Below are 20,174 nucleotides of genomic sequence, written 5' to 3' on the forward strand. Positions count from 1 at the left end.
TCATGCCCTTCGCCGTCGTCCCCCAGGACGTGGAGAGCTACGCCACCCAGCTCGACGACCTCGCCAGCCAGGCCCAGCAGGCGGGCACCTACCTGCTCCAGCACGTGTCGCTCACGGCCAACGAGGGCCGCATGTTCGCCACCGTGGTGGCCGCGGCCGACGAGGTCTGCCGCGAGCTGCCGCCCAACTACACGAGCATGGAGCGGCTGAGCGCGGACGCCGCCGTGGAGCTGGACAAGGCGAGCGTCTTCTACGCCAGCACCGACACCGCCACGGCCGCCGACCTCGACTCCCGCTACTGAGCCAGTCCAGTACTGAGCCAGTCCAGTACTGAGCCAGTCCACTTCTCCCCCCTCCAGGAGTGACGATGACCCCCCAACCCGTTGACGAGCTGGTGCCCCCGGTCGCGCACGACCCGGTGCCCGACCTCGTCGAGAAGATTCTCGGCGTCTCCGACTACGTGAGCCCGGCCTACTGGCTCGGCTGGGTGGCCGAGCAGGCCACCGGCACCAACCCCTGGCAGTGGATCGCCGACCAGTACGCCGGCGACTGGCAGGCGGTGCAGAAGGCGGGCAAGGCCCTGGAGAACCTGGGTGAGTTCAACACCGGGTACGGGGTGGCCCTGCGCACCGGGATGAGCACCCTGTCCGGCACCTGGGACGGGAAGGCGGCGGGCTCGGCCAGCACCTACTTCACCACCTTGGGCGACGCGGTCGAGTCGCAGGCGCCGGACCTCAAGGCCATGGGCCAGGAGCTCATCACCATGGCCACTGGCATGTACGAGACCGCCAACGCCATCAGCGGGCTCTTCGCCACGCTGCTGGACCTGCTCATCGCCGCCGCCGCCGAGGCCGCCGCCACCGCCGCCACCAGCTGGACCGGCGTGGGCCTGGTGGCCGGCGGCGCGGCTCTCGCGCTCACCCTCGCCAAGGCCACCAGCGTGTGGCGCGCGGTGCTCGACGCGCACTCCGCCGCTTGGATCGCCTGCCAGGGGCTGGTCGGGGTGATGGCCGGCTACCTCGGCGGCCTGCACGACCTGGACGTGCACGCCCTGCCGTCCGCCGCCTACGACCACCCGGGAGTCTGACCGTGCCTGTCCCGAAGGAGCGCCTGCTCGACGTGGCCGGCGGCGACCCCGTGCTCTCTCGCCAGCTCACCGACTCGCTGCGCACGCTGTCGCAGCGCAGCGACGACCGTGACTTCAGCCGCCTGGTCGAGGATGTGCTGGCCGGGCGGCGCACCCTGCGCGAGGCACACACCGACCCCGCCTACGCCCGGGTGATGAACGTGCACGTGCGCGCCTTCGCCCAGCGCTGGGAGGCGCTGACCGACGAGGAGAAGGCCGAGCTGGCGGCCGAGGGCGAGCGGCAGGCCGCCGCAGCCCGGTCCGGCCCGGGTGAGCAGGACGAGGACGACGGACCGGACGGCCCGCTGCTGCGCTCGCCGTTCGACCGCTAGCTAGCGGCGGGCCAGCGGCGGGTAGTCGGTGTAGCCCTCCGCGCCGCCGCCGTAGAGCGTCTCCTGCTGCAGCTCGTTGAGCGGCGCCCCCAGGGCCCAGCGCTCCACCAGGTCGGGGTTGGCGATGAACGGCCGGCCCACCGACACCGCGTCGGCCGCCCCGTCGGCGAGCAGCCGCTCCATCTCGTCGCGCTCGCTGAGCACGGCGAAGCCGGTGTTGAGCACCAGCACGCCGCTCCAGGCGTCCCGGATCTTGCTCAGCACCGGGTCGTCGGACTCGATCAGCACGTGCAGGTAGGCCAGGTCCAGCGGCTCGAGCTGGGCCAGCAGCTCGGCGTAGGTGTCCCAGTTGTCGGTCTCGGTGATGCCGTTGGCCGCGTGCCCGGGTGAGATGCGGATGCCCACCTTGTCGGCGCCGATGGCCTCGGCCACCGCGCGCGCCACCTCCACCACCAGGCGGGCCCGGTTCTCCGGGCTGCCGCCGTAGGAGTCGGTGCGCAGGTTCTCCCCGTTGGAGAGGAACTCGTGCAGCAGGTAGCCGTTGGCGGCGTGCAGCTCCACCCCGTCCAGGCCGGCGTCCACCGCGCGGGTGCACGCGGCGACGAAGTCCGCCACGATCCCGGGCAGCTCGTCGGTCTCCAGCGCGCGCGGCGTGGGGGTGTCCTGCATCCCGCTCTTGGTGAACGTCTGCCCCGGGGGCGCGATCGCCGAGGGAGCCACCGACTCGTGGCCGGAGTTGTCCGGGTGCGACATCCGCCCGGCGTGCATCACCTGCACCACGATGGTGCCGCCCTGCTCGTGCACGGCGTCGGCCACCCGCGCCCAGCCGGCCTGCTGGGCGTCGGTGTGCAGGCCCGGGGTGTTGGTGTAACCCTTCCCGCCGGCGGAGGGCTGAGTGCCCTCGGCGATGATCAGTCCGGCGCTCGCGCGCTGGCGGTAGTGCTCCACCTGCAGGTCGGTGGGAACCCCGTCGTCGGTGGCGCGGCTGCGGGTGAGCGGTGCCATGAACAGACGGTTGTTCGCGACCAGGGAGCCGACGGTGATCGGCTGCAGGAGGGGAGAGTCAGATGCGAGAGCGGTCATGGGTGGCACAACCACCGGCCGAGGCCGGTGCTTCCCGATGTGGGTCTTCCCACAAGGGATTTCGGCAGTGACCGGGGTGCAGTGGACCGGGGTGCACTGGCTCTACCCGACCAACCCGGGACGGCGGTGCTGGGTGGGCCGCGACGCCCAGGACGTGCTGGCGCCGGGCAACGTGCGCTCCCGCGAGCGCGTCGGCGAGGACGGCACCGCCACCTGGCTGCTCAGCTCCGGCTACCGCACCATGCGCCCCGGCGACCTGGTGTGGCTCTACGCCGCCGGCCAGCAGGTGCTCTACGCGGTGGCGCGGGTGCTGGACGTGCGCCACGACGAGGCGGAGGGCTCCTGGGTGGCGCAGGTGGCGTGGTGCCACGAGGCGACCGAGGTGCTCGACGCCGACCCCCTGCCGCGTGCCTTGTTCGGCCAGGTGCCGCAGAGCGTGCAGCGGGCCAACGCCCGCACCGTCGAGGTGCTGCAGGACTGGCTCAGCTCGGCGGGGCTCTAGCCGGACAGCACCGCGCTGATCGCCTCGCGCACCTCGGGTGCGTCCGGAGTGGTCATCGGGCGGAACCGGTTGACCACGGTGCCGTCCGGAGCCACCAGGAACTTCTCGAAGTTCCACTGCACGTCACCGGCCGCGCCGTCGGAGTCCGGCACCGCCGTCAGCGCGGTGTAGATCGGGTCGCGGGAGTCGCCGTTGACGTCGACCTTGTCGGTCATCGGGAACGTGACGCCGTAGGTGGTGGAGCAGAACGTGTCGATGTCCTCGGCCGAGCCCGGCTCCTGGCCACCGAACTGGTTGCAGGGCATGCCGATGACCGTGAACGCCTCCCCGCCCAGCTCCTGCTGCAGCTGCTCGAGCTGGGTGTACTGCGGGGTGAGGCCGCACTTGCTGGCCACGTTGACCACCAGCGCGGCACGGCCGCCCAGCAGCGCACCGAAGGTGGTCTGCTCGCCCTGCAGAGTGGTGACCGGTTGGTCGAGAAGCTCGCTCACGGTGAAACCTCCTGCATGGTGACCACGGCTGGTGCTGGTGGCGCTGACGCTAGCCGTTGACACCGGCGGCCGACGTCGGGAGTCTCGGGTGATGGCTGAGAAGTCCCCGTCCGCGGTGGTGGTCGGCGCAGGGGTGACGGGGTTGACCACCGCCATCTGCCTGGCCGAGGCCGGCTGTGCGGTGCAGGTCTGGGCCGCCGAGGCCCCGCAGGACACCACGTCGGCGGTGGCCGGTGCGCTGTGGGGTCCGTCCTTCCAGGAGCCACTGGCCAAGACGCTGCAGTGGACGGAGCAGTCCCTGCGCGACTTCCGCTCGCTCGCCGAGGACGACCGCACCGGGGTGCGGCTGGCTCCCACGCTGACCGTCGGTGAGCTGCCGCCCAGCGACGAGCTGCCGCCGCAGGCCCGGCTGATCCCCGACCTGCGGCCGTGCCCGGCGTCGCAGCTGCCGCGCGGCTTCGGCAGGGGCTACACCGCGACCATGCCGCTGGTGGACATGCCGCGCTACCTCGACTACCTCACCGACCGGCTCGCCGACCTCGGCGGCAGCCTGCAGATCCGGCCTGTGGTGTCGCTGGCGGAGCCGGTGGCGGCGGCGGAGGTGGTGCTCAACTGCTCGGGCCTGGGGGCGCGGCAGCTGGTGGGCGACACCGAGGTCCAGCCGTCGTTCGGCCAGTGGGTGGTGCTCACCAACCCCGGTCTGGACCGGGTGTTCCTGGAGCTCGCCAGCGCCGCGGAGACCACCAGCATCTTCCCGCACTCCGACCGGGTGCTCTGTGGCGGCGTGAGCATTCCCGGCCGCCAGGACCGCACCCCTGACCCGCAGGTGACCGAACGGATCCTGCAGCGCTGCCGCGCGGTGGAGCCCCGGCTGGGCGAGGCCGAGGTGAGCGCGGTGCGCACCGGCCTGCGCCCGGAGCGACCGGCGATCCGGCTGGAGGCGGAGACCATCGGCAGCACCCGGGTGGTGCACAGCTACGGCCACGGTGGCAGCGGGGTCAGCCTGTCCTGGGGCTGCGCCCGTGCCGCCGCGGCGCTGGTGTTCCGGTAGCCGGGGGCTAGAGGTCGGGGAAGGGCATGTCCATGTTGGTCACGGCCAGTCCGCCGTCCACCGCCAGCACCTGACCGGTGACGTAGGACGACGCCGGACTGGCGAGGTAGAGCACCGCGGCGGCGATGTCCTCCACGGTGCCGATGCGCTGCAGCGGGGTGGCGTCCTCCAGCGCCTGCTTCATGGCTGGGTCGGCGGCCACCACCTCGAGTGACTCGGTGAGGATCGCCCCCGGCGCCACGGCGTTCACCCGGATCTTGGGGTTGAGCTCGGCGGCCAGCAGCCGCACCGCGTGGTCCAGCGCGGCCTTGCCCGACCCGTAGCCCACGTAGCCCCGGCCCACCACGTGGCCGATGGCGCTGGAGATCATCACGATGCTCGCGGCGTCGGAGCCGAGCAGGTGCGGCACGGCGTTGCGCACCAGGCGCAGCCCCTGGATCACGTTGGTCTCGAAGGACATTGCCAGGGAGCGGTCGCTGGTCTTGAGGAACGGCTTGGGGGTGCTGCCGCCGGTCACGCTGACCACCACGTCCAGGCGGCCCAGGTCGGTGACGGCCCGCTCCACGGCAGCGGCGACGGCGTCGGGGTCGGCGGCATCGGTGGCCAGCGGCAGCGCGCGACGGCCCAGGGCGCGCACCTGCTCGGCCACCCCGTCGAGCTGGGACTGGGTGCGGGAGAGCAGCACCACGTCGGCGCCGGCCTCGGCCAGGGCCAGCGCGGAGCGGGCGCCGATGCCGCGCCCCGCCCCGGAGAGCAGGGCCACGCGGCCGTCCATCCGGAAGCTCGACATCACGGCGTCCATCCGTACCTCCTGCTGATTCTGCGACCTGGTGCAGGCCAGCAGACACCGCGGGGACCGCCGGTGGCCGGCCGCTCCCGGTGAGCGGTATCTGCCGGAGTCCCTGCTCAGCCCCGGTCCAGCCGGGACGCGAGCAGCTGCGCGAGGTGCTGACCGGGCCGGTCGCTGAGGTCAGCCAGCTGGGTGCGGCAGGAGAACCCGTCGGCGAGCACGGTGGTGCTCGCGCCGGCCGCGCGCACGGCGGGCAAGAGCTGCTGCTCGGCGACGGCCACCGACACGTCGTAGTGCCCCTTCTCCATGCCGAAGTTGCCGGCCAGGCCGCAGCAGCCACCCAGGCGCTGCACCTGCGCACCGGCTCCGTGCAGCAGGGCCGCGTCGGCACCCCACCCCATCACCGCGTGGTGGTGGCAGTGCGGCTGCGCCACCACCTGCTCCCCGGCCAGCGACGGCGGCTGCCAGCCCCGCTCGGTGAGCAGCTCGGCCAGGGTGCGGGTGGCGCCGGCGACCGCCGCCGCCGCCGGCGTGCCGAGCAGCTCGGCGGTCTCCGCGCGCAGCACCCCCGTGCAGGAGGGCTCCATGCCCACCACTGGCACGCCGGCCTGCACCGCCGGCGCCAGCCCGTCCACGGTGCGTCCCAGGATCCGGCGCGCGGCGGTGAGCTGACCGGTGCTGATCCAGGTGAGCCCGCAGCACTGCTGGCGCGGGGTGAGCCGCGGCGCGTAGCCGGCGGCCTGCAGCACCGCCACCGTGGCCTGGCCGACCTCGGGGGCGAAGTAGTTGGTGAAGGTGTCCACGAACAGCACCACCGGGTCGCCGTCGGCGCTGCGCTGGCCGGCGGTGCGGGCGAACCAGGCGCGGAAGGTCTCCGGGCTGAACGGCGGCACGGCGCGGCGCGGGTCGGCACCGGCCGCCGACAGCGCCGCTCGACCGGCGCCGGGCAGGCGCAGCGCGGCGTTGACCACCCGTGGGGCGTGGCTGGCCAGGCGCGCCCACCGCGGCAGCCAGCCCAGCGAGTAGTGCGCCACCGGGCGCAGGCGGCGCCGGTAGCTCTGGTGCAGCACCTCGGCCTTGTAGGCGGCCATGTCCACCCCGGTGGGGCAGTCGGAGGCGCAGCCCTTGCAGGACAGGCAGAGATCGAGCGCGGAGTGCACCTCGGGGGCGCGCCAACCACCGGTCACCGCGGTGCCGTTGAGCATCTCCTGCAGCACCCGGGCCCGGCCGCGGGTGGAGTGCACCTCCTCGCGGGTGGCCAGGTAGGACGGGCACATCACCCCGCCGGTGGCGGTGTTGTCCGCCCGGCACTTGCCCACCCCGGTGCAGCGGTGCACCGCCTGGCTGAAGTCCCCGTCGTCGTGGGCGTAGGCCAGCGCGAGGTCTCGCCGGAGGGTGGGCGCAGACGGGACGCGCAGGTCGGCGTCCAGCGGCACCGGGTCGACGAGGATCCCCGGGTTGAGCAGGTTGTCCGGGTCGAAGGCGTGCTTGACCTGGCTGAACAGCTGCAGCGCGGCGGGTGAGTACATCACCGGCAGCAGCTCGCTGCGGGCGCGGCCGTCGCCGTGCTCGCCGGAGAACGACCCGCCGTAGCCGGCCACCAGCGCGGCGGCGGCCTCCACGAACGCGCGGTACACCGCCGTGCCGTCGGGGCGGTGCAGCGGCACGTCCACCCGCACGTGCAGGCAGCCGTCGCCGAAGTGTCCGTAGGGCAGGCCGCTCAGGCCCAGCTGCGTCATCAGCGCCTCGAAGTCGCGCAGGTAGTCACCCAGCCGCGCCGGGGGCACCGCGGCGTCCTCCCACCCGGCGTGCGCGGGCAGCCCGGCGGGGCTGCGGCCGGACAGGCCCGCGCCATCGGCCCGGATGCGCCACAGCTGGGCGGCCTGGGCTGGGTCGGTGACCACCCGGGCGTCCAGCGCCCCGCAGCTGCGGGCCACGGCGTGCGCGGTGTCCAGGGTGGCGCCCAGGGTCTCGCCCACCACCTCCACGAACAGCCACGCCCCGCCGGCCGGCAGCTCGGGCACCGCGAGCGGCCCGCGGCGCCGGCGCAGCACGTCCACGATGCGGGAGTCCATCCCCTCGCAGGCAGTGGGGGCGAAGGGCAGCACCGCGGGGACAGCGTCGCCGGCGGCAGCGATGTCGGGGTAGCCCAGCGCCACCAGCACCCGGTGGGCGGGCTCGGCGACCAGGCGCACCGTGGCCTCGGTGACGACGCCCAACGTGCCCTCGCTGCCCACCAGCAGCCGGGCCACGTCAAAGCCGTTCTCCGGCAGCAGGTGCTCCAGCGCGTAGCCGGAGACCTGTCGGGAGAAGGTGCCCAGCTCGGTGCGGATGGTGGCCAGCCCGCCAGCGGTGATCGCCTCCAGCGCGTCCAGGGTGGGCGAGGACGGTCGGGTGCCGGTGGCCAGGGTCAGCGCCTCGCCGGTGCCGGTGAGCACCCGCAGGCCGAGCACGTTGTCGGAGGTGCGGCCGTAGCCCAGGGCACGGGTACCGCAGGCGTTGTTGCCGATCATCCCGCCCAGGGTGCAGCGAGTGGAGCTGGACGGGTCGGGGCCGAAGCGCAGCCCGTGCGGCGCCACGACCCGCTGCAGCTCGGCCTGCACCACCCCGGGCTGCACCACCGCGGTGCGGGCCTCGGCGTCCACGTCGAGCACCGCGCCCAGGTGCCGGCTGAAGTCCAGCACCACCCCGGCGCCGACGGCGTTGCCCGCGATCGACGTCCCCGCCCCACGGGCGGTCAGCGGCACCCCCGACTCGCGGCACACCGCCAGCACCGCCGCCACCTCCTCGACGTGCCGGGGCCGCACCACCAGCAGGGGCGGCACCCGGTACAGCGAGGCGTCCGAGGAGTAGGCGGCGCGGGTGGTGCCGTCGTCGAGCACGTCGGAGACGCCGGCACCGCGCAGCGCGGCGGCCAGGGCGGCGGCGTCAGTCATCTGGCTGGGTCAGGCGAGCTGGCGCAGCCGCGGCTCCAGGTCGGCCTTGAACAGGTCGAGGAAGCGGCGCTGGTCGTGGCCGGGGGCGTGGAAGACCAGGTGGTTGAGCCCGGCGTCGACGTAGGGCTTGACCTTGGCCACCGCCTCGTCGGGGTCCGACGCCACGATCCAGCGCTTGGCCACCTGTTCGATGGGCAGCTCGTCGGCCGCGCGCTCCATCTCGATGGGGTCCTCGATGGAGTGCTTCTGCTCGGGGGTGAGCGACAGCGGGGCCCAGAAGCGGGTGTTCTCCAGCGCCAGGTCCGGGTCGGTGTCGTAGGAGATCTTGATCTCGATCATCTTGTCGATATCGGCGACGTCGCGCTCGACCTTGGCCGCGCCCTCGGCGACGGCGGGCAGCAGCTTGTCGGTGTAGAGCTCCATGCCCTTGCCCGAGGTGCAGATGAAGCCGTCGCCGGCGCGGCCGGCGTAGCGGGCGACTACGGGTCCGCCGGCGGCGACGTACACCGGGACACCGCCCTCGGGGACGTCGTAGATGGAGGCGCCGCGGGTGCGGTAGTACTCGCCGTCGAAGTCGACGCGGTCGCCCAGCCACAGCTCACGCATGAGGGTGACGGACTCGCGCAGGCGGGCGAAGCGCTCCTTGAACTCCGGCCACTCGCCCTGGTAGCCGGTGGCGATCTCGTTGAGCGCCTCGCCGGTGCCCACACCGAGGAAGACGCGGTCGGGGTACAGGCAGGCCATGGTGGCGAACATCTGCGCGACCACGGCGGGGTTGTAGCGGAACGTCGGAGTCATCACCGAGGTGCCCAGCTGCAGGCGCTCGGTGCGCTCGCCGACGGCGGTCATCCAGGCGATGGAGAACGGTGCGTGCCCGCCCTCGTGGCGCCACGGCTGGAAGTGGTCACTGACCGTGGCAGAGTCCATGCCGGCGGCCTCGGCCAGCACGCCCAGCTCCACCAGCTCGCGGGGGCCGAACTGCTCGGCCGACGCCTTGTACCCGAGCTTCAGTGGTCGTGACATCAGCAGCACTCCGATCGACGTGGGCTCGCGGTGTCCGAACCGTTGTACCGCTAGTTGACCACTTCCGGCGGGCAGGGGCGGTGGCGGGCATCCCGCTGGCCGGGCTGAGGCAGGTGGCTCTCCCGCTCCTCTGGGGGCATTGAGGGCCCTTGTCGCCCTCAGGGACGCCGGACAAGGGCTTAGGGCCCCCGATGCCCACCAGTGCTCGTCGAGCATGGCAGTGGAGCACCTTCACCACGGCTGGGGTTCAGCTGGTTAGCTCCGTTGCGTGACAGAGGTATTCGACGACGCGCGGCTTCGGCTCGAGGCCATGGCGTGGCTGGCCGTCAGAACTCACGACGGGCTGAACCCCATCTCCTCCGCCGAGCTGCGTGACTTCACCTTTGACGGCGAGCCCTTTCGGCTGATGGACAACCAGCGCGGCATCCGCAAGCCCCGCCAGCTCACCTCCGCCCTGTCCATCCGGACCGTCTATCGCCCCGAAGGGGTCACCCGGCCGTACGAGGACGCGACCGGTGCTGACGGCCACCTGCGCTACAAGTGGCGTGGCAACGACCCCGACCACGCCGAGAACCGTGCGCTGCGGGAAGCCATGAAGCAGGAGGCGCCACTGATCTGGTTCTTCGGCGTGGTCCGGCGCTCTACCAGCCGGTCTATCCCGTGTACCTGATTGGCGAGGAGGTCGACCACCAGCAGTTCGCCATCGCCACCGAGGCCGGCCACGCGCTGCGACCAGACTCTCCAGTGGAAACCGCCGCCGATGCGTTGCTGCGCCGGTACGCGGTGGCCGAGACCAAGCGACGGCTGCACCAGCCGGTGTTCCGCGCCACCGTCATGCGGGCCTACGAGACCCGGTGCGCGGTGTGCGCGCTGCGCCACGGTGAGCTGCTCGATGCCGCCCACATCGTCCCGGACGTCGAGGAGCAGGGTCTTCCGGTCGTCACCAACGGCCTGGCGCTGTGCAAGATCCACCACGCCGCGTACGACACGCAGATTCTCGGCATCCGTCCGGACAACGTGGTCGAGATCCGCACCGACCTGCTCGACGAGGTGGACGGCCCCATGCTGCGCCACGGGCTGGTGGAGCGGCACGGTCAACCGCTCATGGCGGTGCCCACCAAGCGATCCGAGCAACCCAGCCAGAAGCTGCTGGCGATCCGCTACGAGCGGTTCCGCGCCGCGGTCTGACGGCGTGGTTACCGGGTGGTCACCGCGTCGCCGAGGTGCACCGTGCCGGGCTGCAGGACGGTGGCGTACATGCCCAGCAGCAGCCCCTCGCGGTGGCTCTGCAGCGCGTCGAGGGTGTTGAAGTCGCGGCTGCCGTCAGCGGGGTTCTGCTTGGTCACCACGCAGCGGGGCACCCGGTCTCCCACCGACAGCACCACCTCGCCGATGCGCACCTGCCCGCCGGCCCAGCCCTCCTCCTCGTACGGGGCCAGCCCGTCCAGCTCCAGCAGCATCCGGAAGCGGTCGGCCCACTGCTTCGCCGGGGCGGCCACGTCCGCCCGCAGCTGATCCATGCTGGCGTTGCCGATCACCGTCACCGGGTGCACGTCCACCCCCGCGCCGGGCTGGTCCACCCGCACCAGGCGCAGCTCCTTGCCGACGGCCTCGCTGATCGCCTTCGCGAACGGCCCACCCACCACCGTGCCGGCCACCGGGCGGCCGTAGAAGCCGGTCTGCACCCGCTCCGCGGTCAGCTGCACCGGCTCGGCGAGCACGGTGCCGTCGGGCAGCCGCGTGCTGAGCACCGGGCTGTCCGGCCCGTCGTCCTGCACCTCGCAGTGCACGGTGGCCAGCGGTCCGCACTGCTTGCCGTTGACCAGCCGGCCCTCGGGGTCGATGAAGTGGAACAGCCGGTTGTGGCGACAACCGTGCTCGTCCAGCTGCACCGAGTCGGGGTGCTGCAGCGCGGTGCCCTTCACCGGCGTCACCGAGATCCGGGTGACCGCGGCCATCAGAGCACCACCTCGTCGCCCACCCGGACCACGCCGCCCTGCTCCACGCCGGCGTACACCCCCGCGCAGGCCCACACCCCCAGGCCGGGGATCTCCTTGCGGTGGTGCTTGGCGATGGTGCGCAGCGTGGCCGGGTCGGCCGGCAGGTCGTGCTGCGCGAGGGTGGTCATCACGCAGCGCATGGTCAGCATGGTGACGCCGATGCGGGCGCGCTCGCCGATCGCGACGGTCTGCCCCACCCAGCCGTCCTCGACGAAGCCTGGCGCACCTCCGTCGAGCACCAGGTTGGGCCGGTACCGCCGCACGTCGAAGTCGGCCTCGGGGTTGAGCTCGGCAAGCCGCTGCAGCGTGGCGGTGCTGAGCACGTGCAGCAGGGCCAGGTCGTAGAAGGTGCCCGGCGCCAGCATCCCCAGCGGCATCGTGCTGACCGTCTCCCCCGTGGGCTCGGTGCCCGAGGCGGTCGAGGCGATCACCTCCGGCGGCGCCAGGCCGTCGATGTCCGGCCACACCTCCTCGAAGCGCGCGTCGCCCGGGTGCTCGCACACCAGCCGCACCGGTCGGCCCACCGCCGCCGACAGCGCCTCGTCCACGCCGGGGTCGTCGCTGCGCAGCACGCTGCCGTCGGCGAAGGTGATCTCCACCGGCGGCGGCACCTCGCCGGAGTGCGGCTCGGCCACGAAGCGCGCCCGCATCTGCAGCAGCGCGGCCCACTTGCGGGGGTTCTTGCCGCTGGCCACGGTGCCGTCCTCGGTGTCGAGCAGGGCGTAGGCACGATCGCCCACCACTCCGCGGTCACCGATGACGCAGCTGTCGAGGTCTTCCCCGAGCATCGACTTCACCGGGAAGCGGTGCAGCGAGGCAACGGTCGTCGTGGGGGTGCTCATCAGGCTTCTCCTTGCGCGGCGCAGTCACCTCCCACCTTGACACGCCACCCCGACGAACACGCGCTTCTCGTGACTCTCCGTAGCGATTTCGCGTGTCGCTCCTGCTTTTCGGACGCTACGGGGCCGACACCGTCGCCTTGGCCCACCGGTAGTCGGCCTTGCCGCTGGGCGAGCGGGGGATCTGCGGCACCACCACGATGGACCGCGGGATCTTGTACCCGGCCACCAGCGTTCGGCAGTGCTCGACGAGCTGGTCCAGGTCGGTGTCCTCGGCGCCCTCGCGCAGCTGCACCACGGCAGCCACCCGCTCGCCGAACCGCTCGTCGGGTGCACCGGCGACCAGCGCATCCATCACCGCGGGGTGGTTCTTCAGCGCCTCCTCCACCTCCTCAGGAAACACCTTCTCCCCACCGGTGTTGATGCAGCCCGACCCACGGCCCAGCAGCACGATGGTGCCGTCGGCCTCCATCCGGCCCATGTCGCCCATGACGGCCATCCGCACGCCGTCGACCACGGGGAAGGTGTCCGCGGTCTTCTGCGGATCGTTGTAGTAGGCGACGGGCACGTGCCCGGTGCGGGCGATCCGGCCGATGGTGTCCGTGCCCGGCTCGATGGGCTTGAGGTCGTCGTCCAGCAGCAGCATGTTGTCGTTGCGCCGGATGCGCATGGTGCCGTCGTCGCCGATCTCCACCGTGCCGTGGCTGCCGGTCTCGGACGCCCCGAACGCGTCGCGGACCACCAGTCCGGGCACCAGCTGGGCGAGCTGGTCCTTGGTGGTGCGGGAGAACAGCGCACCACCGGACCCGAACGCGCGCAGCGAGCTGAGGTCGAACTGGCCGGGGTGGGCGGCGATGGCGTCGGCGATGGGCCGAGCGATGGCGTCGCCCACCACGGTCACCACCACCACGTTCTCCCGCTCGATCAGCCGCAGCGCCTCCACCGGGTCGAAGCTGGTCATGAGCACGCGGGGTGCGGCCATCAGGAAGCCGGTGAGCACCGAGTACACCGCCGCGCCGTGCATCAGCGGCGGCGTCAGCAGCGCCACCCGCGGGTGGGTGTTGGCCACCGCAGCGGCCACCACCTGCTCCACGGTGTCGTGCGGGACTCCGTCGATGTTCGCCCCGGACAGCGCCGCGTAGTAGAAGTCCTTGTGCGGCCACACCACGCCCTTGGGCATGCCGGTGGTGCCACCGGTGTAGATGATGAAGTGGTCGTCCTCGCTGCGGGGGGCGAAGTCGCGGGCGTCGGACTGCGCCGCCACGCTCGAGGCGTAGTCGTCCACCCGCACGGCGCCCCAGGTGGTGTCCGCGGCCTCGTCGCCGACCACCACCACCGTCTCCACCGTGGGGCACTCCGGCAGCGCGCTGGCCACCGTGGCGGTGAACTCGCCCTGCACCACCAGCACCTTGGTGTCGGAGTTGTTGTAGAGGTACACCAGCTCGGCGTCGGTGTAGCGGAAGTTCACGTTGATGGCCACGGCGCGGATCTTCAGGCAGGCCAGCAGCGTCTCGACGTACTCGATGCTGTTGCGCATGTGGATGGCCACGTGGTCGCCGGGCTGCACGCCCACCGACTGCAGGTAGTGCGCCAGCTTGTTGGCCCGCAGCTCCAGCTCGCGGTAGGTCAGCCGGTCGTCACCGCAGATCACCGGGACCCGGTCGGGGATGGCGTCGGTGACGGCTTCGAGCAGGTCGGCGAGGTTGAGCGACATGGACGAACCTTCCGGAAGGGGTGAGCGGAGCTCGGGGGGAGCGCAGGGGCGCAGCACTACAGGGGCGGGTGGCGGTCAGCCCACGGCTGGGCCTGCTCCAGCTGGGCGGCCAGGCGCACCAGCACGTCCTCGCGCCCGTAGGCACCGGCCAGCTGCACCCCGACGGGCAGGCCGCCCGCGGTCCAGTGCAGCGGCAGCGAGATGGCCGGCTGGCCGGTGATGTTGAGCTGCGGGGTGTACTGCAGCAGCTGCACCGTGCGCTCGAGGCGCTGCTCCGGGTGGGTGAGCCAGCCGATCTCCGGCGGGACACCGTTGAGCACCGGGCTGAGCAGCACGTCGAAGCCGTCCTCCGCCCACCAGGTGGCCATCCGGCGCTGGTAGCGGTTGATCCACCGAGTGGTGGCCAGCAGCTGCGCGGCGGTGATCGCCCGGCCACCGGTGACGCTGCCCGCGGTGACCGGCTCCAGCAGGGTGTCCACCGAGGTGCCCAGCACCTCCGCCCACCGGTCAGCCTCGGCCGCCATCGAGCTGGAGACGACGGCTCCGTAGTGCGCCCACAGGTCGGTGTCGCCCATCGCCGCCGGGTGCGACACCTCGACGTGGTGGCCCAGCTCGGCCAGCAGCTTCGCGGTGGCGTTCACCGCGGCCGCGGCGTCGGGGTCAGCGGACGCCCCGGCCATCGCGGGGTGGTCGAGCACGCCGATGCGCAGCCGACCCGGGTCGGCGCCCACCTCCGCGGCGAGGGGACGGGCCAGCGGCGGCGCCGGGTACGGATCACCCGGCTCGGCGCCGGACATCACGTCCAGCAGCGCGGCGGTGTCACGGACCGTGCGGCTGAGCACGCCGTGGGCGGACAGCCCCATCCAGCCCTCCCCGGCGTCGGGGGCCATGCTCACTCGCGCGCGGGTGGGCTTGAGTCCGACCAGGCCGCACTCGCTGGCCGGGATCCGGATGGAGCCGCCGCCGTCGCTGCCGTGCGCCACCGGCACCATGCCCGCCGCGACCACCGCGGCCGCCCCGCCAGAGGAGCCGCCCGTGGAGCGGGCGGTGTCCCAGGGGTTGCGGGTGGGTCCGGTGGCCAGCGGCTCGGTGGTGATGGCGCCGGCGAGCTCCGGGGTGGTGGTCTTGCCCAGGATGACGAACCCGGCGCGCTTCAGCCGGGCGACGAAGGCGCTGTCGTGGTCGCTGCGCCAGTCCCGCTCCCGCAGGAAGCTGGTGCCGGCGTAGAGCGGGTCACCGGTGGAGTGCGCGGCGATGTCCTTGAGCAGCAGGGGAACGCCGCGGAACGGGCCGTCGGGCAGGTCGGCAGAGGCCTCCGCGCGGGCCTGCTCGAAGCGCTCGGAGACCACCGCGTTCACCTGCGGGTCGAGGCGCTCGATGCGCTCGATGGCGGCGTCCACCAGCTCCAGCGGGGTGAGCTCCCCGTCGGCCACCAGCTGAGCCTGGCCGTGGGCGTCGGTCCAGCGCAGGGCGTCGGTCATCGGGTCCTCCCGGACAGCACGGGGTGCACTCCTGGCGCGCCCCTGGGTGATGGCCAGCAGTAGAACCCGCAGCCGAGCCACAGCGGGGTGTGATCCCGAACACTGAGACAGGTGAGTGGGGCGGCGCTGGCACCGGCGCCGCCCCACTCACCTGCGCGATCAGCCTTGCGGCTTGATCACGTCGGGGGTGAGGAAGGTGGTCGCGATGCGCTCGGCGTTGAGCTTGGTGCCCCAGGCCGCCTCCGGGACCTTGCCCAGGTAGGTGTCCTTGCACTCGAACTCACCCAGCTTGGCGGGCACCACCTGCTTCCAGGACGCCCCGTCGAGCTTGAGCAGCACGCCGCACTTGGTGGGGATGTTGGCCCCCGGGTCGGTGGGCGCGTTGAGCCCGCCGGCGGTCCACTCGTGCACGGTGGCGAGCTTGTTGATCACGCACTGCCGGGTGAGGTCGGAGCCACACTCCTTGGCGGCGTTGGCCCACAGCAGGAACGACGAGGTGGCCTGCATGCTGAGCAGGGACGGGTCGGCGCTGCCGGCCTTCATGATGTCCAGGTAGTCCTGCACCGCGGGTACGGCCGAGGCGTTCTCCAGGGGCTGGAAGGCGCTGGGTGCGTGGAGGTTGTCCGCGATGCCGCCGTTGGCGCCGTTCCACTTGGCGAACTCGGTGGTGTAGCCGTTGGCCACCATCATGTAGTCGGTCTGCACTCCGGCCTGCTTCATCGCGGTGAGGAAGTTGAAGACCGGGACGTCCGGGCTGGTGGCGACCCAGACCATCTTCGCGCCGCAGTCCTTGAACTTCTGCGCGAACGGCGCGTAGTTGGCCTCGCCCTGCATGTTCACCGTGACGCCGCAGTCGATGACGTTGAAGCCGGCGTCCTTGATCAGCGGCAGGCTCTTGGTGACGTTGGTGGCCGCCGCCGGGTTGTTGGAGTTCATCACCGAGAACGCGCCCCTGGTCTCGGGCTTGAGCGCGGCGAGCTGGTTGTAGATCGCGGCCGGGTTGAGGTCCACCGGGTTGGGCAGCGCCTGGTACATCATCGGGGCGTTGGCGAAGTTGGCCCCGACGGCGAAGGCGGGCACCGCGGGGAGCGTGCAGCCGATGCGGGTCTGCTCCGCGCCGTCGTCGCCGGCGAAGCCCTCCCCGACGAGCATGAAGTCGCTCTTGCACGCCTGCTGCATCACCGTGTTGACCTTGGTGATCGCCGCGTCGTAGTTGGTGCCCTTGATCTGGCGGCCGTTGATGCCGCCCTGGTCGTTGCACCACTTGATCATCGCGGTGACGCCGTCGCCGACGTCCTTGTTCAGCCCGGGGCTTCCGGCGAAGCCGCGGTCGTCGCCGTAACCGATGCTGATGGCGCTGTCGGTGACGCCCTGGTCGGTGGAGCCCTTGGCGTCACCGTTGCCGCACGGCGAGTCCATGGTGCCGAACTTGGTGGCCGCGCCTGCGGATGCGCTGGCGCTGGGGGCCGCGCCCGCTGGGTCCTCGGCGCGGTCGCTGCTACACCCCGCGACGGCGATCAAGAGTGCGAAACCAGCTGCCCCCAGCTTGATGGTGGATCTGTGCACAGCGTCTCCCCCGGTCTGCGGGCTCGAGCAGCCCGTGTGACGCAGGACACTATGGGCCGGTCGGACTCCCGTCCAGACATGTGTTCACGACGTGGGAGCGGTGGAGTCGTGGCGCTCCTCAGGCGGGAGCGGCCGCGGTGCGCTCCTCGTCCTGGAGCAGTGCCGCGGTGCGTGCCGCAGTGCGCAGCGACCACTTGTTGGTGCTGAGCCCGCCCACCACGAACACCGCGGCGCCACCGGCCACCACCACCCACCAGGCGGCACGGCTGGCGTCCGGAAAACCGGTGCCCACCGCGGCCCCGGCCAGTCCCGCGCTGAGCAGCGACCCGACCACCGCCACCCCCAGCGCGGTCCCCACCTGGCGACTGGTGGAGGCCACCGCTGCGGCCACCCCGGCCTGGGCTCGGGGCATGCCCGCCATGGCCGTGTTGGTGATGGGGGCGTTGACCAGGCCGAAACCGGCGCCGAAGACCACCAGGCTGGCGATCACCCACACCATCGGGGTCTCGGCGCCGACGTCGACGAGCATCAGCCCGCCCGCGCACATCGCCGCCCCGGCGAGCAGCAGCGGCACCCGTGGCCCGCGGGAGCCGACGATGCGGCCCGACAACGGGGCCAGGAAGAAGGTCATGACCGCCAGCGGCAGGATGCACAGCCCGGCTCGCAGCGCCGAGAGCCCGCGGGCCTCCTGCAGGTACAGGGTGCCCAGGAAGAGCAGCCCGGCAAACGCCCCGAAGGCGCTGACCGCGATGACGGTGGCGCCGGAGAACGGGGCGCTGCGGAAGAAGCGCAGCTCCACCAGCGGATCGGCACGCCGCGGCTCGTAGCGCAGCAGCGCCACCAGGGCCGCCACCGCCACCCCCAGCAGCACCAGCGTGCGCCAGGAGCCCCACCCCACCCGGGGCGCCTCGATGATGGCGTAGGTGAGGCTGGCCAGCAGCACGATCACCAGCGCCTGCCCCACCAGGTCCGCCCGGCGCGGGCGGGGCGCCTTGGACTCGGGGACGTAGCGCCAGGCCAGGCCGAGCGCGAGGATGCCCAGCGGGATGTTCACCCAGAAGATCGATGGCCAGCCTGCCGTCTCGATGAGCACGCCGCCGAGCACCGGGCCCACCCCCAGGCTGATGCCGACCACCCCGCCCCACACCCCGATGGCTTGCGCGCGCTCGCGCGGATCGGTGAAGACGTTGGTGATGATGGACATGGCAACCGGGTTGAGCATCGATCCACCGATGGCCTGCACCATGCGGAAGGCCACTAGCCAGCCCAGGCTCGGGGCGATGCTGCACAGCGCCGAGCCGGCGGTGAACAGCACCAGCCCCAGCTGGAAGACGCGGCGGCGGCCGAAGCGGTCGGCCATGGAGCCGGACAGCATGAGCAGGCTCGCCAGCACCAGGATGTAGGCGTCCACGGTCCACTGCAGACCGGACAGGGAGGCGCCCAGGTCGGCGCCGATGGACGGCAGCGCCACGTTGACGATGGTGTTGTCCATGCCCACGATCAGCAGGCTCATGCAGCAGATCGCCAGCACCAGCAACCGGCGTCCGCGGCTCAGCTCAGGCATTGCACCGATGCTAGTTCTGTTGCCCGGGCGCAGCCTGCAGTGCAGCCACGCCGGTGTCGACCAGGTCGTCCACCAGGTGCTGGAAGCTGGCGTGCAGCTGCGGCAGGCCGGCCAGCTGACGCTGCTCGTGGGCGGCCAGCGCGCTGGGCAGCATCCCGAGCACCAGGTACACACGGGCCCGGGCCGCCTCCGGCGACAGCTGGGGCAGGCTCAGGGCCAGGCGCCGGGCCACCTCCAGGAGCGCGTCGGTCACCTCCCGCAGGTCCGCGTCGGTGAAGTTGGTGACGGGTGCGGCACTGGCGATGAACTGTGCGTAGTGCCCTTCCGGTGCGGACTCCAGGAACTCCGCCAGCGGCACCAGGTAGGCGCGCACCAGGGCGCGGACGTCGGAGCCCTGGCCCTGCCGGTCGAGCTCGTCGAGCACCTCCTGGCGGGCGAGGTTGATGTCGCGCATGCGGTAGGCGAACACCGCGTGCACCAGGCCCTCGCGGCTGCCGAAGTGGTACTGCACCGCGGAGTTGTTGCGCTGGCCCGCCGCCGCGGCAACCTCGCGCATGGACACTCCGTGCAGCCCGCGCTCGGCGAAGAGTCGCTCGGCCGCCTCCACCATCTGCTGCCGCGCGCCCCCTGCCCTGCCCGGTTCGCTCATCCGTGCAGCATGCACGGCCGGCTCTGGCCAGCCTCAGCCGGCAACGCCCACGGGCCGGTCGCCGATGATGGAGATCCGCTCCATCACCCGGCGGGCCGGGAAGTAGTCGCTGGCGGCGTAGTGCTGGCAGGCCCGGTTGTCCCAGAAGGCGATGGTGTTGGGCTCCCACCGCAGGCGGCACTGCAGCTCCGGACGCTGGACGTGGCGGTAGAGCGTCGTGAGCAGCTCGTTCGACTCGGCCGGATCCATGCCCACGATGTGCTGGGTGAACAGCATGTTGACGAACAGGCACTTGCGTCCGGTCTCCGGGTGCACGCGGACCACGGGGTGGTGCACCGCGGGGAATTGCGGCCGCAGCGCCTCCACCGCCTCGGCCGGCATGGAGCGGCCGAAGGAGCTGATCCAGTCGTGCTCAGCCACCAGGGGGTCGATCCTGGCCTTGAGGTCGGCGGGCAGCAGGTCGTAGGCGGCGCCGGTGTCGGCCCACAGGGTGTCGCCGCCGACGGGGGGCACCTCCACCGCGCGCAGCACGGCGCCGAGTGAGGGCGTGGCGTGCCAGGTGATGTCGTGGTGCCAGTTGTTCTCCGTGCCCGCGGTCTCGGCGTCCTTGGCCAGGGTGACGACGTCCACGTCGGTCTGGCCGGGCTGGATGTACTTGAAGAACGGGTGCTGCTCCAGCTCGCCCCACTGCTCGGCGAAGGCCCGGTGATCGGCGCGGTCGATGTCCTGGTCGCGGAACACCAGCACCTTCCACTCCAGCAGGGCACGGCGAAGCTCGGCGAGCAGCTCGTCGTCCAGGCCGCCGGTGAGCCGGACGCCACCGATCTCGGCGCCGATGGTGGGGGTCATCGGGCGCACGGTGAAGCGCTCGTAGGGGCGGTCGTCGAAGGCCTCCGGCACGCGGGGGGCGATCAGCGGGCCGTACGCGGCGAGGACGTCCGTGGGCCCGGGATAGATGAGTGTCTCCATGTCCGGACGCTATAAGTCAGTGTCTTACTACGTCAAGAGCTGCTGCACCACGGGTCGC

The 20,174-nt window shown here is 72.2% G+C and carries 20 protein-coding genes; 7 read left to right on the top strand and 13 right to left on the bottom strand.

Features of this window, described 5'->3' with window-relative positions; all coding sequences use genetic code 11:
• Positions 1-2 precede the first annotated feature (2 nt).
• The 3 genes from ELX43_RS17700 to ELX43_RS16555 all read left to right on the top strand — a co-directional run bounded on the left by ELX43_RS17700 (position 3) and on the right by ELX43_RS16555 (position 1,458).
• A complete protein-coding gene (locus ELX43_RS17700) occupies positions 3-302 on the top strand; it encodes a type VII secretion target (protein ID WP_164860683.1) in 300 nt (99 codons plus the stop codon).
• 65 nt (positions 303-367) lie between these two features.
• Positions 368-1,087 (top strand): hypothetical protein, encoded by a 720-nt coding sequence (locus ELX43_RS16550; RefSeq protein ID WP_206518050.1) that lies wholly within the window; start codon positions 368-370, stop codon positions 1,085-1,087.
• Between the two features lie 2 nt (positions 1,088-1,089).
• Complete coding sequence (locus ELX43_RS16555) at positions 1,090-1,458, top strand: hypothetical protein (protein ID WP_127784374.1); 369 nt, start codon at positions 1,090-1,092, stop codon at positions 1,456-1,458.
• Here the strand turns inward: ELX43_RS16555 and ELX43_RS16560 are convergent, their stop codons facing one another.
• Positions 1,459-2,541 (bottom strand): alkene reductase, encoded by a 1,083-nt coding sequence (locus ELX43_RS16560; protein WP_127784375.1) that lies wholly within the window; start codon positions 2,539-2,541, stop codon positions 1,459-1,461.
• 67 nt (positions 2,542-2,608) lie between these two features.
• Between ELX43_RS16560 and ELX43_RS16565 the strand changes: the two genes are divergently transcribed.
• Complete coding sequence (locus ELX43_RS16565) at positions 2,609-3,043, top strand: hypothetical protein (protein WP_127784376.1); 435 nt, start codon at positions 2,609-2,611, stop codon at positions 3,041-3,043.
• Here ELX43_RS16565 and ELX43_RS16570 read toward each other — a convergent pair.
• Positions 3,040-3,501, bottom strand: a complete 462-nt coding sequence (locus tag ELX43_RS16570) for a glutathione peroxidase (protein ID WP_241249993.1) — start codon at positions 3,499-3,501, stop codon at positions 3,040-3,042. The genes ELX43_RS16565 and ELX43_RS16570 overlap by 4 nt on opposite strands.
• Before the next feature lie 124 nt (positions 3,502-3,625).
• Here ELX43_RS16570 and ELX43_RS16575 point away from each other — a divergent pair, with 124 nt between their 5' ends.
• Positions 3,626-4,585 (top strand): FAD-dependent oxidoreductase, encoded by a 960-nt coding sequence (locus ELX43_RS16575; RefSeq protein WP_127784378.1) that lies wholly within the window; start codon positions 3,626-3,628, stop codon positions 4,583-4,585.
• Between the two features lie 7 nt (positions 4,586-4,592).
• Here the strand turns inward: ELX43_RS16575 and ELX43_RS16580 are convergent, their stop codons facing one another.
• From ELX43_RS16580 to fgd, 3 genes are all read right to left on the bottom strand, one after another.
• Complete coding sequence (locus ELX43_RS16580) at positions 4,593-5,387, bottom strand: SDR family oxidoreductase (protein ID WP_127784379.1); 795 nt, start codon at positions 5,385-5,387, stop codon at positions 4,593-4,595.
• Positions 5,388-5,491: 104 nt separating this feature from the next.
• The gene (locus ELX43_RS16585; protein ID WP_127784380.1) at positions 5,492-8,311 is read right to left on the bottom strand and encodes an FAD-binding and (Fe-S)-binding domain-containing protein; all 2,820 of its coding nucleotides are present in this window, start codon (positions 8,309-8,311) and stop codon (positions 5,492-5,494) included.
• Between the two features lie 9 nt (positions 8,312-8,320).
• On the bottom strand, positions 8,321-9,334 hold the full coding sequence (fgd, locus tag ELX43_RS16590; RefSeq protein ID WP_127784381.1) for a glucose-6-phosphate dehydrogenase (coenzyme-F420): 1,014 nt from the start codon (positions 9,332-9,334) through the stop codon (positions 8,321-8,323).
• 268 nt (positions 9,335-9,602) lie between these two features.
• On the opposite strand from fgd, the gene ELX43_RS18105 reads away from it, so the two are divergent.
• Positions 9,603-10,004, top strand: coding sequence for a hypothetical protein (locus tag ELX43_RS18105; protein WP_241249351.1), 402 nt, complete (start codon positions 9,603-9,605; stop codon positions 10,002-10,004).
• Entirely contained in the window at positions 9,995-10,522 is a 528-nt protein-coding gene (locus ELX43_RS18110; RefSeq protein ID WP_241249353.1) for an HNH endonuclease, read from the top strand. Before ELX43_RS18105 ends, ELX43_RS18110 begins: the two co-directional genes overlap by 10 nt.
• Positions 10,523-10,530: 8 nt before the next feature.
• On the opposite strand, the gene ELX43_RS16600 is transcribed toward ELX43_RS18110, so the two are convergent.
• From ELX43_RS16600 to ELX43_RS16635, 8 genes are all read right to left on the bottom strand, one after another.
• Entirely contained in the window at positions 10,531-11,292 is a 762-nt protein-coding gene (locus ELX43_RS16600) for an MOSC domain-containing protein (RefSeq protein ID WP_127784382.1), read from the bottom strand.
• On the bottom strand, positions 11,292-12,176 hold the full coding sequence (locus ELX43_RS16605) for an MOSC domain-containing protein (protein ID WP_127784383.1): 885 nt from the start codon (positions 12,174-12,176) through the stop codon (positions 11,292-11,294). Before ELX43_RS16605 ends, ELX43_RS16600 begins: the two co-directional genes overlap by 1 nt.
• A 115-nt stretch (positions 12,177-12,291) precedes the next feature.
• A complete protein-coding gene (locus ELX43_RS16610; RefSeq protein WP_127784384.1) occupies positions 12,292-13,887 on the bottom strand; it encodes an acyl-CoA synthetase in 1,596 nt (531 codons plus the stop codon).
• A 56-nt stretch (positions 13,888-13,943) separates the two neighbouring features.
• Positions 13,944-15,368 (bottom strand): amidase, encoded by a 1,425-nt coding sequence (locus ELX43_RS16615; protein ID WP_127784385.1) that lies wholly within the window; start codon positions 15,366-15,368, stop codon positions 13,944-13,946.
• Between the two features lie 159 nt (positions 15,369-15,527).
• Positions 15,528-16,934 (bottom strand): ABC transporter substrate-binding protein, encoded by a 1,407-nt coding sequence (locus ELX43_RS16620; RefSeq protein WP_127784386.1) that lies wholly within the window; start codon positions 16,932-16,934, stop codon positions 15,528-15,530.
• A gap of 118 nt (positions 16,935-17,052) precedes the next feature.
• The gene (locus ELX43_RS16625; protein WP_206518051.1) at positions 17,053-18,498 is read right to left on the bottom strand and encodes an MFS transporter; all 1,446 of its coding nucleotides are present in this window, start codon (positions 18,496-18,498) and stop codon (positions 17,053-17,055) included.
• A 10-nt stretch (positions 18,499-18,508) separates the two neighbouring features.
• Positions 18,509-19,147 carry a TetR/AcrR family transcriptional regulator gene (locus tag ELX43_RS16630; RefSeq protein WP_127784387.1) on the bottom strand — a complete coding sequence of 213 codons (639 nt, stop codon included), beginning with the start codon at positions 19,145-19,147 and terminating at the stop codon, positions 18,509-18,511.
• Between the two features lie 33 nt (positions 19,148-19,180).
• On the bottom strand, positions 19,181-20,116 hold the full coding sequence (locus ELX43_RS16635) for a TauD/TfdA family dioxygenase (protein WP_127784388.1): 936 nt from the start codon (positions 20,114-20,116) through the stop codon (positions 19,181-19,183).
• Positions 20,117-20,174 lie beyond the last annotated feature (58 nt).

This window comes from Rhodococcus sp. X156 (genome assembly GCF_004006015.1).
Classification (GTDB): domain Bacteria; phylum Actinomycetota; class Actinomycetes; order Mycobacteriales; family Mycobacteriaceae; genus X156.